Origin of the sequence: Aliidiomarina minuta (assembly GCF_003987145.1) — a bacterium.
In the GTDB taxonomy this organism is placed as follows: Bacteria; Pseudomonadota; Gammaproteobacteria; order Enterobacterales; family Alteromonadaceae; genus Aliidiomarina; species Aliidiomarina minuta.
Window position 1 is genome coordinate 1104316 of record NZ_PIPL01000001.1, and the last position, 15907, is coordinate 1120222.

The following is a 15907-nucleotide window of genomic DNA, read 5'->3' on the forward strand; positions in this document are numbered from 1 at the left end:
TTTATGCCCAGGCGTCGATGAGGTTGCCTACAGGACCAACACCACGGGGTTCATTAACCCCGTTTCGCATCGACGCCCCGGCATTAATTTGCGGGTCTCCTGGCCCTATACGGCTTATCTGGTCACGGTTAACGCGATACATTTCTTCACGAGGAGCTTCGCGCATATTCGCCAGCCGTTGCTCATTCTGTGCATGATTCTGCCGTTCACGAAAAACCGCAGGACCGGTTTTAACACGCTGGTTCTGCGCATTCCGGCCCTGCGATACTGTATTTTCTCCGACTAAACGACTGGACACGTTATGGCTCCTGTTTTGAGACCGTGACTATTTCCTCAATAGTATTATTGTTATCGGCGGCTTTCATAATTTCATCACCCGATAATAAAATCGCCAGCCAACGGGTGCTGTCGTTTTCCGCCAATGCAATTTTAGCCACCATCGTCAGCGGAACCGATAAAAACATGCCTACAGGCCCCAGGATCCAACCCCAGAATATCAATGACAGGAACACCACCAGTGTCGACAAACCCAGTCCGCGGCCCATAACCCGGGGTTCAATCATGTTACCCATCAACATATTAACTGCCAGAAACAGCAGTGCAACCAGGCCAGCCATGGTCGGGCTGAATTGTATTAACGCCATAAGCACTGCTGGCACTGCGGCAAGAATGGAACCTATATTGGGGATGTAGTTAAATAAGAATGCCAGCACCCCCCATAATACATAATGGTCGATGCCCATTAACCAAAGACCAAAACCAACAATAAAACCCGTCACCAGGCTAATTAAGGTTTTCAGCGCCAGGTACTTATTTACCGCACGTAGAATCGAATGCACCTGCCCCATGGTTTTATCCGGACGGTTAAATGCCAGCCGTAGCTTGTGTGGAGTAATGCTCGCCTCGGCCAGCATAAATACCACGATCAACAGAATTATGACCGAACTGGTCATTATGCCACCCACTCCGGATAGCATGTTGATAGTAAGATTGATCGCTCGCGATGGATCGAGCTGCCCCTGCACGAATTCCCAATTCAATGAGATATTATAGGTTTCGGCCTGCTCCGCCAGCCAGTCAAAGCGCTGCGTCATCAACTCGCGGTAAGCGGGCAGATTTTGTAAAAATTCGTTAATTGACTGCACCACCAGCCCCGCTAACGCCAGTACCAGCACCAGCATAACCAGTACCACTGAAATAACAGCCAGGACTTTATGCAGCCCCATGCGTTGAAACAGCACTATGATCGGCTGACAGATAACCGCAATAAAAAGGGCCAGCAATACAGGAACTACAATAACACTGGCTGCTTTAACGCCAGCCAGAATAATGACCACCGCGGCCATGATGAGGCAGACACGACTAATAGATGTTAATGGCTGACTCTGATCCATTCTATTTCTCAGATTAGTTTTTAATTAGGACTAGTGTAATGGCTTCGCCATTATTCAGCAATTGCGCGAGTAACAAACCAAGTTAACACTATTTACGTATACGTGCTTAAATTGAATAACAATAACAGGCAAACGAAGGAGGTATTATGAGGGCTTTAATTACCGGGGGAACCGGTTTAATTGGCACCGCGCTGATCAAAAAATTACGCAATCAATATCGAATTACGGTACTTACCCGGGACTCAGTTAAGGCTTATAAGAAACTGGGGCACGATATAGACACGCTCAATGATTTGTCATCTCTGAGCAGCCTGGACAGTTTCGATGCGGTTATCAATCTGGCTGGCGAACCTATTGCCGATAAACGCTGGACCGACAAACAAAAAGAACGTATCGAACAAAGCCGTTGGCAGATCACTGAGCAGCTGGCGCAACTCTGTCAGGCTTCGGAGGAGCCTCCGGAAGTGCTTATTTCAGGTTCTGCAATCGGTTATTACGGCCGCCAGGGTGAAGAGCCGGTGACAGAAGCAGAGCCTCGCGTACATGATGAGTTCACGCATCGTTTATGCGCACACTGGGAACAACTGGCGCTCACTGCTGAAAGCGAAAAGACCCGTGTTTGTCTGTTACGAACCGGTCTGGTCATGGCGCCTTCAGGCGGAGCCCTGGCCCGTATGAGCCTGCCTTTTAAGCTAGGTATGGGAGGGCCCATCGGACATGGAAAACAAATGATGTCCTGGATTCACCTGGACGACATTGTCGACTTAATCATTTTTCTACTTAATAACGAAAAGTGCAGCGGTCCTTATAATGCTACCGCTCCGCATCCTGTCAGCAATGAAGAATTCAGTAAAACCCTGGGCAAGGTCTTACATCGCCCGGTGTTCTTGCGAGTACCAGCCTTTGTGATGAAAGGTTTGCTCGGAGAAATGGCCGATATGCTATTAACCGGCCAGGCTGTACTTCCTCAGCGAGCCCAGGAAGCGGGCTTCCAGTTCCGCCATGCGCAACTCAGGGAAGCCCTGCAACACTGTTTTTAAATCAACTCAGATTGCGTATTAATGTAGCCGCATTCTGTGCCAGTAAACGGCGGCATACAAAGCGCCCCAGCACGGCCACAATGACGGCTCCGGTTACGGGCCCCAATAGCCAGAAACGCCAATGCAGCGACGGCTGCATGCCAAATGCCTGAGTTTGCAGCAGGAATACGGATAATTCCATCGCGATCGCTGCAATCAGGCCGGCGAGCGCTCCCAGAATGAGAAACTCATAGGTAACCGCCCGGGACAGCAACTTAGTGGGCGCTCCCAATGTGCGCAGTATAACCAGTTCCTGCTCGCGCTCCTCAAGCGTTGCCTGAACCTGAGCCACCAGTACCAGGCCACCGGCCAATACTACCAGCACCAGTACAAAGGTGATCGCCAGCGACACCTGCTGAATCACTTCACGCAACTGCTGAATAATGTCATCCACATCAATCAGCGATACCTGAGGAAAGTCACTGAACAGGTTATACAGCTCTGCCTTACGCGATTCGTCAAGATGGAAACTAGCAATATAGGTTGCAGAACTGTCGGTCAGAACGGCCGGATCAAAAATCATATAGAAATTCGGCTGCATAGTGTTCCAGTCAACTTCCCGAATGCTGGTCACTGGCACAGTAAATTCATCGCCTCCTACCCTGAAGCTCAACTCATCGCCAAGGTTAAGCCCGAGCCTGTCAGCTACCTGAGACTCGACAGAAACCTCGCCACTACTGTCCTCGGCAAACCAGCTACCCCTCACTATCTCATTATTAGGAGGCAGATCTGCCAGCCAGGTCAGTTGCAATTCACGGCCAAAACCTTCCCGGAATTCGCTTGCATCGCGCTCTTCTTTACTCACTTCATCACGTACAAGCTCATCATTAATAGCGGTTAAGCGTCCCGGTACCATAGGGTATAAGCTGGTCGCAGAAACCTGCTCCCGCTCAAACATTTCGCTCATGGGCTGCACCTGATCCGGCGCTACGTTAACCACAAAATAATTAGGCGCATCATCCGGTAACTGGTCCTGCCAATCCGCCAGTAATTCATTACGTAATGCCAGCACCAGTAAAAACAGCATCAGAGCAGTCGCAAAACTGATCATCTGCACTGAGTTCTGCCGCGCACGACGCTGTAAACCTGCCATAGCAAGGCGCCAGCTGCTTCCCGCCTGCATACCTGCCTGTCGACTGGCACGAATAAACAAGCGGCTGATACCCATCAGCAATAACACCGCCAGTGAACCACCGGCCAATAAGGCGGCTGACAACAACCAACTGCCGCTGTACATCACCATCAGCACATAAATAGTGGTGCCGCCTAATAACCACTGAAGCCAGGCGCGAACACTGGACCCGCCTAGCTCCCGATGGAGTACCCGTAATGGAGGCACTTTAATCAGACGTAACAATGGGTACAAACTAAACATCAGGGCACATAACAAGCCGGTAGCAATCGCCAGACCATAAGGCCCCGCTCCCGCTGCAGGCAATGACTGCCCCAGCTGGCTACTGACCCAGATAATAACGGCTCCCTGCAATAGCCAACCCAGTACCAGCCCAAGTATGATGCTGAAAAACGTGAGCAGCAGCAGATGCAATGTGAAAATACGCTGAATAGTACCTTTACGGCCGCCCAGTGTTTTCATAATAGCCACAGCATCATAATTGCGCTGGCAATAACGCTGAGCCGCTACGGCCACAGCCGTTGCGGCTAACACCACACCCAGCAGGCTGGCCAGCAGCATAAACTGCTCTGCACGCTGTAAAGAGGCTGCCAGCGGTGTATCGCCATCGGTAATGCCCCGCCAACGCTGGGTTACATCATCCAGCTGCGGCAACAACCAGTCTTCATAACGCTCAATGGCTGCGGGCTCACCGGCAAATAAATAATTATAATTAACCCGGCTACCAGGCTGAATAAGGCCAGTCGCCTCGAGATCCTGATAGGCAATGAGTACATTGGGACTGTCGGTAAATACATTAAGTCCCGAGTCGGGCTCGTGGGTAAGTACCCGGGTCACAATAAATACTGAATCACCTACTTCCAGTTCATCGCCAATATTCAGCTGCAAACGCTGAAATAACTGCGAATGAACCCAGGTCTCACCGGACTGCGGTAAATCAGTAGTCACTTCGCCGCTGGCATAAGGGCTGTCTGCAGTTTCCAGTTGTCCACGCAAGGGATAACCAGCGGACACCGCTTTAATATCCACCAGGGCCAGCTCTTCAGCAGCAAACGCCATAGAATTGAAGCTAACCCGTTGGGCCCACTGCAGGCCTTCCTGCTCTGCGCGGGTCAGCCATTCGGTATTTATCTCAGCTCGTGAGCGTAACACCCGGTCAGCCGCCAGGAATTCAGCGCTGCGCTCCAGCAAACCGGCCTGTAAACGTTCACTGAAAAGCGAAAGTGACAGCACCGCACAGACCGCCAGACTAACAGCAGCCGCCATGATAGTCAGTTCACCGCGCTTTAACTCATGTTTGAGCAGGCGCCAGGAAATCTTATGCCACATGCTCTGCCCGCTCCGTCAGCTGTCCTGCATCCATTTCAAATACCCGTTCACAACGCGTCGCTAATTGTTGATCATGAGTCACCACAACCAGGGTGGTATTAAACTCACGGTTAAGCTCAAACAGAAGCGCTTCGACCTTGCTGCCGGTGCCACTATCCAGGTTACCGGTAGGTTCATCGGCGAACAGAATTTTAGGGGTGCCGATAAAAGCACGGGCAATAGCAACACGCTGTTGTTCACCACCCGAAAGCTGATTCGGATAATGAGTCAGGCGTTCGGAAAGGCCTACAGTTGCCAGTAACTCTTTCGCCTGATGCTCTGCATCCTTACGACCCGCAAGTTCTGCGGGTAACATAACGTTCTCTAAAGCAGTCAGGCTAGGTATCAACAGGAAAGACTGGAAAATAAAACCAACCTTGTCTGCGCGAACTTTGGCACGTTGCTCTTCATCCAAATCGCCAATATTTACGTTATCTATAAGAACCTGACCACTGCTGGCTGTGTCCAATCCGGCAAGCAATGACAACAGAGTCGACTTACCAGAACCTGAGGCGCCAACGATAGCAACCGATTCACCCGCTTTTATTGCAAGATCAATTGCGTGTAGAATGGTGAGTTCACCATTGCTGGTATCAACTTTTTTACTAACTGATTTGGTTTCAATTATCATATGATGAAAAAATCCCTGTTCAATTTCAGTCTCATTTTATTACTTCTGGTGTTTATACGGCCAGCAGCGGCAAATGTTTCACTTTTAGTTTTAGGCGACAGCCTGAGTGCCGGTTATGGCATCTCTGAAGGTGACACCTGGGTTGCTGAAATCCAGCGCCAATGGGAGCAGGAACAACCTGATTACCAGATTATCAACGCCAGCATCAGCGGCGACACCACTCAGGGCGCCCTGAACCGACTCTCTTCCGTCATCGATCGACACCAGCCTGACGCCGTTTTTATTGAGCTAGGTGGCAACGACGGGTTACGCGGCTTCGCCATCGAGAGTATTCGTAATAACCTCAGCGAGATGATCGACTACCTACATGGAAGAGGAATATACGTGGCACTCAGCCAAATTGAAATACCCCCCAACATGGGCCGTCGTTACACATCCAGCTTCAATGCTGTTTTTCGCGAGGTTGCTGAAAATCACGAGGTCACTCTGGTGCCATTTTTTATGCTGGAGATCGCTATTGACAGCGACCTGATGCAAAGCGACGGCATTCACCCGAACCTGGACGCACAACCTGTTATCGCTGAAATAATGGAACCGGAACTACGGCAGATCCTGGATAGGGTAAAACAGCTGTGAATCACCCCTGTTATTACTATCTGGGACTGGGCAGCAACCTTTTACCTGCAAGTAACATAGCCCGTGCGCTTAACCTGCTACAAGCACAGTTTGCTCAATTATTAGTCTGGCCTGTCATTGAGACTGTGCCAGCCGACATTGAAACCAACCACCACTTTTACAATACGCTGGTAATAATCAGCAGTAATCTGCCCCCGAAGCAACTCAAACAAACCCTTAATGATATGGAGAAAAGGCTCGGCCGGGACCGTAGTGACCCTGCCAGTAGCGAGAAAGACAGAACCATAGATATTGATATTCTGGCGCAACAGAGCGAGCTCAACTTCGCTATCACTGAGCAGTTTACTGAACCCTACGTGCGTCAGGTGCTGACAGCTGGTAGCAAACCCAATGGTCAGTGTCGTGAAATCAGCATTGAAGGGCAATCGTTACAAAATGAAGCAAGTACCCTGATTGACGGGCACAAGCTGCATAACAGTTTCATTATTGAAGATGGAATTAGTGTGCTCTTCGAGCGCTTTCGGGAATTATCTCAAGTAAAGGTTACCGATTTAGCAAAGTAAGCGGCCACCATCCACACGAACCACACTGGCGGTCATATAATGATTATCCAGTATTGAGTAGATAGCTTTTTCCAGGGCTTCAAATCCCCCTTCAGTGGCTAACATAGTCTCGCTTAGTACCTTTTCCTGCTCTTCAGCAGAATGTCCGGCTAAAAATTTAACCGGCCCCGGCTGAATAGCATTCACCCGCACCGAAGGCGCGAGCCGCTTCGCGAAGCTGATCATCAGATTTTCCGAAGCCGCTTTCGTCGAGCAATACAGAGCGTAATCAGGATTCGGGTTATCCACATAGATATCAGTCACATGAATAATGTTGGTTTGTACTTCTGAGGTCTGGAGCAAATCACTAAGCTGGGTGTTGATGCGCGCCGGTAACTTCATATGAATCTGATAAAGTGCATCATAAAAGGACATGAAGTCATCTTTATGTTGCTCATCTTTTTCATAGATAGACGCATTGTGCAGAATAAAGTCCAGTCGTGTGAACTGCGCGCGCACAGCCTGAATAGCCCCATCCATACTTTCATCGTCCAGTGCATTACAATTAATTTGGGTCAGGTTTCGCTGATCCAGCTGCTCCAGCTCTGGACTTCCGCTACGGGTAAAAACCACCACCTGCCAGCCTTTAGCCAGCAATGAACGGGTCATGTGCAAGCCTAAACGCTGGCTGGCACCGGTAATTAAGGCTACAGATTGAACCATATTGATTCCTTACAGAGTGTGGTAATTGATAATACGCGATAATTCAAAGAAGGATCTACCAAAAGCGCGCGACCACACCGTAGGGCAGGCTTCGCCTGCCGTGGTAGCTATATGCTGGCACCATGTAACGTCCGCAGGCGCAATTTCATCCACGGTGCCATATAGGATACATATATTCGATAGCAGGCAGAAAACCAAAGACATGGAGGTGACCCAGCCCTTCCACGGCAGGCCGAGCCTGCCCTACCAGAAAGCGCGCGACCACACCGTAGGGCAGGCTTCGCCTGCCGTGGTAGCTATATGCTGGCACCATGTAACGTCCGCAGGCGCAATTTCATCCACGGTGCCATATGGTGCATATATTCGATAGCAGGCAGAAAACCAAAGACGTGGAGGTGACCCAGCCCTTCCACGGCAGGCCGAGCCTGCCCTACCAGAAAGCGCGCGACCACACCGTAGGGCAGGCTACGGAAAACCAAAGACGTGGAGGTGACCCAGCCCTTCCACGGCAGGCCGAGCCTGCCCTACCAGAAAGCGCGCGACCACACCGTAGGGCAGGCTACGCCTGCCGTGGTAGCTATATGCTGGCACCATGTAACGTCCGCACGCGCAATTTCATGCACGGTGCCATATGGTGCATATATTCGATAGCAGGCAGAAAACCAAAGACATGGAGGTGACTCAGCCCTTCCACGGCAGGCCGAGCCTGCCCTACCGGAAAACACGTAATATATACGAAGGGTTGGACATGCCAAAGGTTCAGCGCGGTGTCCTGGGACATCGCCTCACGGCATAAAATATGGGATATTGATCAGGCTGGCAAGCAATGGCGTCCCCAAGGGGATTCGAACCCCTGTTACCGCCGTGAAAGGGCGGTGTCCTAGGCCTCTAGACGATGGGGACCCGGACTTGCGCAGTGTTGCTGTAGAAAGCTGCAGAAATTGAATGGCGTCCCCAAGGGAATTCGCTACCCCTGATACCGCTGTGCCAAAGGTTCGGCGCGGTGTCCATGGGCACCGCCTCACGGCGGTCAACTTCAAAATTGAATGGCGTCCCCAAGGGGATTCGAACCCCTGTTACCGCCGTGAAAGGGCGGTGTCCTAGGCCTCTAGACGATGGGGACGCATCTTCAATTGCTTTTCAACTAAGTTCGGGAAAGGCGCCAGTTTTTCTTTCACAAAACTAATGGCGTCCCCAAGGGGATTCGAACCCCTGTTACCGCCGTGAAAGGGCGGTGTCCTAGGCCTCTAGACGATGGGGACCCGGACTTAGTTGAAGCAGAGTTTTGGTGGAGCTAAGCGGGATCGAACCGCTGACCTCTTGCATGCCATGCAAGCGCTCTCCCAGCTGAGCTATAGCCCCATCCTAATAAACCAGCCAAATTTCGGCCGCTTTACCCTGACAGCGGGGCGAATTCTAAGTGTCCACTGAAAAAGAGTCAATACTTTTTTCGTCTTAACTCACTGTTCGCTCATTTTTTTAACACTTCGCCGTAAAAATAGACAGTAGCGCTTATTTATCAGCTTTTACTTTTCTTCACCATCTAAATGATAAATCCGCTCTACGCCTTCTTTATCCGACATAGTTACGCCCAGATCTTTCGCCAGACCATCCTTTATACTGTATATCCAGCCGTGTATTGTCAGCTGCTGACCACGGTTCCAGGCTTCCTGTATGGTATAACTCTTAGCCAGATTACGTACCTGCTCAATGACATTCAGTTCACACAGGCGATCCAAGCGAGGATTATCTGCAAGTTGTTCTAATTCCTTGCGATTTTCACGATAGATATCTTTTATAGGAAACAGCCAGTTATCCACCAAGCCATGCGCGCTATTATCCATAGAGGCGGCTACACCACCACAACCATAATGCCCTACCACCAGGATATGTTTAACTTTTAAGGCTTCTACTGCAAATTGCACCACAGACAAGCAATTAAAGTCAGTTTGTACAATCTGATTAGCCACGTTGCGGTGCACAAATAGTTCACCCGGTGCCATACCTACTATTTCGTTAGCCGGAACGCGGCTGTCCGAGCAGCCGATCCATAAATATTCAGGTTTCTGCTGGTTCGCCAGCCGATTAAAAAAGTCTTTATCCTGCTCAACCTGCTCCCGTGCCCATTTTTTGTTGTTCTCCAATAATTCTTTTATCTCTGGCATTAAGCTTGCTCCTCACGCGCTTTGATAAAGTCCAGTGCCAGGTTGATACGTGCCACGGCGGTTGCCTGAGGCAGTGCTGCCAGGGTTACATCCAGTGAAGGCGAATTGCCACCGCCGGTGACCGCCACACGCAATGGCATACCCACTTTGCCCATACCGACATCAAGCTCCTCACAGGTTTCTTGAATAACCTGTTGCACGGCTTCTGCCTGCCACTCTGTTAAGGATTCCAGCTTATCGCGAACTAACGCCAAAGCAGATCCGGCCACTGGACGCAGGTGTTTCTTAGCTGCCGCAGGGTCAAACTCAGTCACTTCCTGATAGAAGTAACGGCTGATATCAGCCATTTCAGTCAAGGTTTTAACCCGGTCAGCCTGCAATTTAACAATTTCAGTCAACGCCGGGCCGGCGCTGGTATCTACACCCAGGCGTTGAAAATGCCAGCCCAGCTCAGCAGCGACTTCTTCAGCTGGCAGGGTTTTCATATAATGTTGATTCAGCCAGTTAAGTTTTTCAGTATTAAAGGCCGAAGCAGCTTTATTAATATCAGAAAGTTTAAACAAGCTGATCATTTCGTCGACAGTAAAGACTTCCTGATCACCATGGGACCAACCCAGACGAACCAGGTAGTTGAGCAGCGCCTGAGGTAAATAACCTTTATCACGATACTCCATGACGCTAACTGCACCATGGCGCTTCGACAGCTTCTTGCCATCGTCACCCAGAATCATAGAGACATGGGCATACTCAGGCACAGGTGCGCCCAGGGCCTTGAGGATATTTATCTGGCGTGGGGTATTATTAATATGATCTTCACCACGTACTACGTGAGTAATGCCCATATCCCAGTCATCCACTACAACGCAGAAATTGTAAGTCGGAGTACCGTCGGTGCGGGCAATAATAAGGTCATCCAGTTCCTGATTTGAGAACTCAATATGACCCCGGACGTGATCATCAAAAGCAACCGAACCTTCTTGCGGGTTACGGAAACGGATCACATAAGGCTGACCAGGCTGCCCTTCTTTATCCCGGCATAAACCGTCATAGCGTGGCTTTTCACCCGCTGCCATTTGCTCTTCACGCATTTTATCCAGGCGTTCTACCGAGCAGTAGCACTTATAGGCCTTCCCTTCTTCCAGCAAACGATCCAGAAGTTCGCGGTAACGGTCAAAACGGTCGGTCTGATACACAGGGCCTTCATCATAATCCAGTCCCAGCCATTGCATGCCCTCTAAGATGGCATCGATGGCTGGTTGCGTGGAGCGTTCACGGTCGGTGTCTTCAATACGCAATACGAATTTGCCACCAGCAGCCTTCGCCACCAACCAGGAATACAACGCCGTACGAGCGCCCCCTACATGCAAATAACCAGTAGGGCTCGGGGCAAAACGGGACACAATACTCATAATCTACTTAACCTTCAGCTGTCAGAATCGACTTACAAATGCCGGCTAGTTTAGCAGAATTCACCCCATGTTAGTCATCCAGATTATTAAATAAGTGCTTACGCATGCTCTCAGATACCTCGTCCGGGCGCTCATAGTCGCGTTCCCAACGATAAGCACGCACCGTTGCTTCACGGTTGCCCACCCGCTCTACCCAGTCGCGTACATGAGGGTAATCTTTTAAGTCAATTTGCTGATCCTGCCAGTGTTTACACCAGGGATAACAAGCCATATCAACAATGCTGTATTCGCCGCAGACATAAGGTTTATCCGCCAGTTGCTTATCCAGCACCGCATATAAGCGCTGGCTTTCTTTGAGGTAGCGTTTTTGCGCATAAGGAATGGTTTCCGGCGCATATTTAAAGAAATGATGATTCTGACCCAGCATAGGACCTAAACTGGCCATCTGCCAGAACAGCCACTGCAGAGCCTGATGCTTTTCTCTTGTTTTGGCGGGCAAAAAGCGACTGTGTTTTTCCGCCAGATAAAGCAGAATTTCACCAGACTCAAATAATGCCAATGGTTCGCCACCGTCTTCAGGTTCATGATCCACCAGAGCGGGCATTTTATTATTCGGGGAGATTTTCAAAAACTCAGGCTGATGTTGATCGCCATTCATAATATCCACGGTTTTAATGGTATAAGGCAGATCAAGCTCTTCCAGCAGCATGGTAATTTTATGGCCATTGGGAGTCGGAAAGTAATACAGGTCATACATAGAAGGCACCTTTAAAACTACAAGAAAAATCTCTTCAGATAGTTATGCACTATGACCGCTATAAGTACAACAGTAGTAGAAGCAAAAACTCTATAAGTTCAGGCTTGTATTTTCTTTAAAGGAATTATTATCAGGAAGTGGTGGGTGGTACTGGGCTCGAACCAGTGACCCTCGCCTTGTAAGGGCGATGCTCTCCCAGCTGAGCTAACCACCCATCGTGGTTGACCTTGCGGTCCTGGTAGCGCCTGGCGGCCTACCTGGGATACTTGAAATGCTGGTGGGTGGTACTGGGCTCGAACCAGTGACCCTCGCCTTGTAAGGGCGATGCTCTCCCAGCTGAGCTAACCACCCATATACGGTGTATCTCAGCATTTCTTTGTTTTACTTTCTTTGTCGTACTACGTGCAGCCACAAAATGGTGGGTGGTACTGGGCTCGAACCAGTGACCCTCGCCTTGTAAGGGCGATGCTCTCCCAGCTGAGCTAACCACCCATATTTCGCCGGACTGCGGGGCGCTATTATAGAGACACGCCGGGATCTGTCAATAAAAAAGTATACTGCAAAGTACTAAGTGCTGCAAAAACAGGCAATCACAAGCTTAACCGTACTCCTTGAGTTGCTCACGCAGCTCGTGAAGTTCATCGCGCATAGAAGCGGCTTTTTCAAACTCCAGATCCTGCGCCGCTTTGTACATAGCTTTTTCCTGCGCGGTAATGGCCGCCAGAATGTCTTTGCTGTTGCGGTAGACTGGCAAATCTTTTTTCAGACGCGCGACTTCTTTTTTACGTTTACGCGCGGCACCGCCACCTAAGTCCATCACATCAGTAATGCGTTTGTTCAGACCCAGTGGGGTAATGCCATGTTCTTCATTGTAAGCAATTTGCACAGCACGACGACGCTCGGTCTCATCCATGGCTCTTTGCATCGAACCGGTAATACGGTCTGCATATAAAATGGCACGCCCGCTCAGATTCCGGGCCGCCCGCCCTATCGTCTGAATCAATGAACGTTCAGCACGCAGAAAACCTTCTTTATCGGCATCCAGGATGGCTACCAGCGAAACCTCCGGTAAGTCCAGGCCTTCCCGTAACAGGTTAATGCCCACCAGACAGTCAAATTCGCCCAGGCGCAGGTCACGAATGATTTCCATGCGCTCTACAGTATCAATATCCGAATGCAGATAACGCACTTTAATGCCATGTTCATCCAGATAATCGGTCAGATCTTCGGCCATTTTTTTGGTCAGCGTAGTCGCCAGTACCCGCTCATTGAGTTCCACCCGCATGCGCACCTCAGACATTAAGTCATCTACCTGAGTCGCCACCGGGCGCACTTCAATGACAGGGTCCAGCAAACCTGTGGGTCTGACCACCTGCTCTACGACCTCGCCATTGCAACGTTCAATTTCATAATTGCCGGGGGTTGCCGACACGTACATGGTCTGTGGCGCTATGGCTTCAAATTCATCAAACTTCAAAGGCCGGTTATCCAGCGCTGAAGGCAAACGGAAACCATAACCGACCAGGTTTTCTTTGCGCGAACGATCGCCCTTATACATGGCCCCGATCTGAGACACCGTCACATGAGATTCATCAATAATCAGCAAGGCGTCGTCCGGCAGATAATCCATCAGCGTCGGTGGCGGCTCGCCGGGCGCCCGACCGGATAAATAGCGCGAGTAATTTTCAATGCCTGAGCAATAGCCCAGTTCCAGCATCATTTCGATATCAAAATGAGTGCGTTCGCGAATGCGCTGTTCTTCAATCAGTTTGTTTTCACCAAAAAACTGTTCGCGGCGATCTTTTAATTCTTCTTTTATATGATCAATGGCTTCAATGATTTTTTCACGCGGTGTCACATAGTGGGTTTTCGGGTACACTGTAAAACGCGCGATGTCTGCCTGAAAGACTTGCCCGGTAAGAGGTTCGAACAAGCTGATACGCTCAATCTCGTCATCAAACATTTCCACTCGTACCGCCATTTCATCAGATTCCGCCGGGAAAATATCTATCACTTCCCCGCGCACCCGATAGGTACCGCGCTCAAATGCCTGATCGTTACGTTTATACTGCAAGGTCGCCAGAGTACGCAGCATTTCACGCTGGTCAACAATATCGCCACGCCGCAAGTGCAGCATCATTTTCATGTAAGACTCAGGATCGCCCAAACCATAAATAGCCGATACCGAAGCAATCAGTATAACGTCACGACGCTCCATCAACGCTTTAGTCGCTGACAGACGCATCTGCTCGATATGGTCATTTACGGACGCATCTTTTTCGATAAAGGTATCTGTCGTTGGCACATAAGCTTCCGGCTGATAGTAGTCATAATAGGAAACAAAATATTCCACCGCGTTGTTGGGGAAAAACTCTTTCATTTCGCCATACAGCTGCGCGGCCAGGGTTTTATTATGCGCCATGATCAGCGTGGGTCGCCCGGTGCGCTCAATGACGTTGGCCATAGTAAAAGTTTTACCCGAGCCCGTAACACCCAACAGGGTCTGGTGCGCCAGACCTGCATCAATATTTTCAATCAGCTTTTCAATAGCCTGAGGCTGATCGCCTGCGGGCTTATATTCTGATACCAGTTCAAATTTTCGCGCCATAACTTAACTCACTTATGAACTCGGTGACTTTCAGCACCAGGAGGATGCACAGCTTCGTGCTGCGGCTCATTCTGTTCTTGTTTAGCCAACATCTTCATGAACCAGCGATACGAAAGCAACGCTGTAATCAGGTTTGCCACCACGCCACCAATAAAGAGCCCCGGCAGGCCGCCCAGATGACTTCCCAGGTAGGACAGCGGAACAAAAAAGACGAATAACCGGGCAATGCTCAACAGTAATGCATGCAAAGGTTGATGCAAGGCATTGAGCGCTGAATTAGAAATAATAATACAGCCCTGTACCCCATAACCTAAAGGCATAATCCAGATAAAAAGCGCCAGTACCCGGGCCACTTCATCTTCGCGGGCAAAGGCATGCTGGATTAACGGCAATAAGGCTATGAGTAATACATATATAAGCGCCTGCGAAACCAGCACAAAAACCAGCGCTGTTTTATAAGCCCCCGCCACCCGCTGCATGCGACCGGCACCAAAATTCTGGCTAATGAAAGGCGGTAAGCTCATCGACAGTGCAAGTATGACAATGCTGGCCAGCGATTCAAGCCGGATACCCGCACCAAAACCGGCCACCGCAGCCGCTCCGTAAGTCGCCACAATGGCTGTTAAGACCCCCATGGCCAGGGGCGTTAACATATTTGCTCCGGCGGCTGGCAAACCTATCGCCAGCAGTTTGCGTGACGAACGCACAAATTCAGCCACACTGGGAGGTAAGGGATCAATCAGGCCACGTTTCACCACCAGCCAGTATATGATCAGAACAAAACCCACACCCCAGGCCAGTACACTGGCTAATGCCGCCCCCTGCATGCCCATCGCAGGCACCGGGCCCAGACCGAAAATAAGTATAGGGTCCAGCACCGCATTCATCAGACCGCCAAGGGCCATAATAATAGACGGTGTTTTAGTATCTCCGGATGCGCGCAGAATGCTGTTACCTATCATAGGAATGACCAGCATCACCGCACCGAGGAACCAGATATTCATATACTGCATAATAAGGGGCATCAGATCATCACCGGCGCCCATCATGCTAAATACCGGCCGTGCAAAAATAAAACCTAATAAAGATAAAAAGCCAACCAGTAAGGCAGAGAGATAAAGCGCAGAGCTACCGCAATAACGGGCTTCTTTCTCATTGTCAGCACCCAGTTTGCGCGCTATCACTGCGGAGGTACCAATGCCAAGGCCAATAGTGAGACTGATTACAGTAAAAGTCACCGGAAAGGTAAAACCTATTGCAGCCAGTGCTTCAGTACCCAGCAGGCTGATAAAGAAGGTATCGACCACATTAAAGCTAATCAGCGTTGCTACGCCCAGCATCATCGGCCAGGTCATGCTCCACAGAGTTTTGCCTATGGGGTCGTGCAACAAGGCTCGGGCCGGTTTGCTTTGGCTCATACTGCTCCTGTATCTAAAGCCGGAAGTGAACTGCGAAGAAGCGCC

The 15907-nt window shown here is 50.1% G+C and carries 13 protein-coding genes and 7 tRNA genes; 3 read left to right on the top strand and 17 right to left on the bottom strand.

Annotated features, from left to right (window positions below; all coding sequences use genetic code 11):
- Position 1 precedes the first annotated feature (1 nt).
- Complete coding sequence (locus CWE09_RS05295; RefSeq protein WP_126802957.1) at positions 2-298, bottom strand: hypothetical protein; 297 nt, start codon at positions 296-298, stop codon at positions 2-4.
- A gap of 1 nt (position 299) precedes the next feature.
- Positions 300-1394 (bottom strand): AI-2E family transporter, encoded by a 1095-nt coding sequence (locus CWE09_RS05300; RefSeq protein WP_157982816.1) that lies wholly within the window; start codon positions 1392-1394, stop codon positions 300-302.
- 146 nt (positions 1395-1540) lie between these two features.
- On the opposite strand from CWE09_RS05300, the gene CWE09_RS05305 reads away from it, so the two are divergent.
- Complete coding sequence (locus tag CWE09_RS05305) at positions 1541-2434, top strand: TIGR01777 family oxidoreductase (protein ID WP_126802958.1); 894 nt, start codon at positions 1541-1543, stop codon at positions 2432-2434.
- Between the two features lies 1 nt (position 2435).
- Here CWE09_RS05305 and CWE09_RS05310 read toward each other — a convergent pair whose 3' ends face one another.
- Positions 2436-4934 carry an ABC transporter permease gene (locus CWE09_RS05310; protein ID WP_126802959.1) on the bottom strand — a complete coding sequence of 833 codons (2499 nt, stop codon included), beginning with the start codon at positions 4932-4934 and terminating at the stop codon, positions 2436-2438.
- On the bottom strand, positions 4924-5604 hold the full coding sequence (locus CWE09_RS05315) for an ABC transporter ATP-binding protein (protein WP_126802960.1): 681 nt from the start codon (positions 5602-5604) through the stop codon (positions 4924-4926). The genes CWE09_RS05310 and CWE09_RS05315 overlap by 11 nt, the downstream gene beginning before the upstream one ends.
- Here CWE09_RS05315 and CWE09_RS05320 point away from each other — a divergent pair, their 5' ends adjacent.
- Both CWE09_RS05320 and folK read left to right on the top strand, forming a co-directional pair.
- A complete protein-coding gene (locus tag CWE09_RS05320) occupies positions 5605-6240 on the top strand; it encodes an arylesterase (protein WP_241974303.1) in 636 nt (211 codons plus the stop codon).
- Entirely contained in the window at positions 6237-6803 is a 567-nt protein-coding gene (gene folK / locus CWE09_RS05325) for a 2-amino-4-hydroxy-6-hydroxymethyldihydropteridine diphosphokinase (RefSeq protein WP_126802961.1), read from the top strand. Before CWE09_RS05320 ends, folK begins: the two co-directional genes overlap by 4 nt.
- Here the strand turns inward: folK and CWE09_RS05330 are convergent.
- The 13 genes from CWE09_RS05330 to CWE09_RS05390 all read right to left on the bottom strand — a co-directional run bounded on the left by CWE09_RS05330 (position 6792) and on the right by CWE09_RS05390 (position 15862).
- The gene (locus tag CWE09_RS05330) at positions 6792-7505 is read right to left on the bottom strand and encodes an SDR family NAD(P)-dependent oxidoreductase (protein ID WP_126802962.1); all 714 of its coding nucleotides are present in this window, start codon (positions 7503-7505) and stop codon (positions 6792-6794) included. The two genes, folK and CWE09_RS05330, sit on opposite strands and share 12 nt — an antisense overlap.
- Positions 7506-8332: 827 nt before the next feature.
- Positions 8333-8408: transfer RNA gene (locus tag CWE09_RS05335), tRNA-Glu, on the bottom strand.
- A gap of 144 nt (positions 8409-8552) precedes the next feature.
- Positions 8553-8628 (bottom strand) — tRNA-Glu (locus tag CWE09_RS05340).
- A 63-nt stretch (positions 8629-8691) separates the two neighbouring features.
- A tRNA-Glu gene (locus CWE09_RS05345) sits at positions 8692-8767 on the bottom strand.
- A 24-nt stretch (positions 8768-8791) separates the two neighbouring features.
- Positions 8792-8867, bottom strand: a tRNA-Ala gene (locus CWE09_RS05350).
- A 164-nt stretch (positions 8868-9031) separates the two neighbouring features.
- Positions 9032-9670, bottom strand: coding sequence for a carbonate dehydratase (gene can, locus CWE09_RS05355; protein ID WP_126802963.1), 639 nt, complete (start codon positions 9668-9670; stop codon positions 9032-9034).
- Positions 9670-11079 carry a glutamate--tRNA ligase gene (gene gltX, locus CWE09_RS05360; protein ID WP_126802964.1) on the bottom strand — a complete coding sequence of 470 codons (1410 nt, stop codon included), beginning with the start codon at positions 11077-11079 and terminating at the stop codon, positions 9670-9672. The genes can and gltX overlap by 1 nt, the downstream gene beginning before the upstream one ends.
- 70 nt (positions 11080-11149) lie before the next feature.
- On the bottom strand, positions 11150-11836 hold the full coding sequence (locus CWE09_RS05365) for a glutathione S-transferase N-terminal domain-containing protein (RefSeq protein WP_126802965.1): 687 nt from the start codon (positions 11834-11836) through the stop codon (positions 11150-11152).
- 138 nt (positions 11837-11974) lie between these two features.
- Positions 11975-12050, bottom strand: a tRNA-Val gene (locus CWE09_RS05370).
- 61 nt (positions 12051-12111) lie between these two features.
- Positions 12112-12187, bottom strand: a tRNA-Val gene (locus CWE09_RS05375).
- A gap of 65 nt (positions 12188-12252) precedes the next feature.
- Positions 12253-12328 (bottom strand) — tRNA-Val (locus CWE09_RS05380).
- Between the two features lie 106 nt (positions 12329-12434).
- A complete protein-coding gene (uvrB, locus tag CWE09_RS05385) occupies positions 12435-14444 on the bottom strand; it encodes an excinuclease ABC subunit UvrB (protein ID WP_126802966.1) in 2010 nt (669 codons plus the stop codon).
- A gap of 8 nt (positions 14445-14452) precedes the next feature.
- Positions 14453-15862, bottom strand: a complete 1410-nt coding sequence (locus tag CWE09_RS05390) for an MATE family efflux transporter (protein ID WP_126802967.1) — start codon at positions 15860-15862, stop codon at positions 14453-14455.
- Positions 15863-15907: the final 45 nt, after the last annotated feature.

Coding starts and splice junctions, on each gene's coding strand:
- CWE09_RS05300 (WP_157982816.1), bottom strand. CDS start 1,394: ATGGATCAGAGTCAGCCATTAACATCTATTAGTCGTGTCTGCCTCATC.
- CWE09_RS05305 (WP_126802958.1), top strand. CDS start 1,541: ATGAGGGCTTTAATTACCGGGGGAACCGGTTTAATTGGCACCGCGCTG.
- CWE09_RS05310 (WP_126802959.1), bottom strand. CDS start 4,934: ATGTGGCATAAGATTTCCTGGCGCCTGCTCAAACATGAGTTAAAGCGC.
- CWE09_RS05315 (WP_126802960.1), bottom strand. CDS start 5,604: ATGATAATTGAAACCAAATCAGTTAGTAAAAAAGTTGATACCAGCAAT.
- CWE09_RS05320 (WP_241974303.1), top strand. CDS start 5,605: ATGATGAAAAAATCCCTGTTCAATTTCAGTCTCATTTTATTACTTCTG.
- CWE09_RS05330 (WP_126802962.1), bottom strand. CDS start 7,505: ATGGTTCAATCTGTAGCCTTAATTACCGGTGCCAGCCAGCGTTTAGGC.
- can (WP_126802963.1), bottom strand. CDS start 9,670: ATGCCAGAGATAAAAGAATTATTGGAGAACAACAAAAAATGGGCACGG.
- gltX (WP_126802964.1), bottom strand. CDS start 11,079: ATGAGTATTGTGTCCCGTTTTGCCCCGAGCCCTACTGGTTATTTGCAT.
- CWE09_RS05365 (WP_126802965.1), bottom strand. CDS start 11,836: ATGTATGACCTGTATTACTTTCCGACTCCCAATGGCCATAAAATTACC.
- uvrB (WP_126802966.1), bottom strand. CDS start 14,444: ATGGCGCGAAAATTTGAACTGGTATCAGAATATAAGCCCGCAGGCGAT.
- CWE09_RS05390 (WP_126802967.1), bottom strand. CDS start 15,862: ATGAGCCAAAGCAAACCGGCCCGAGCCTTGTTGCACGACCCCATAGGC.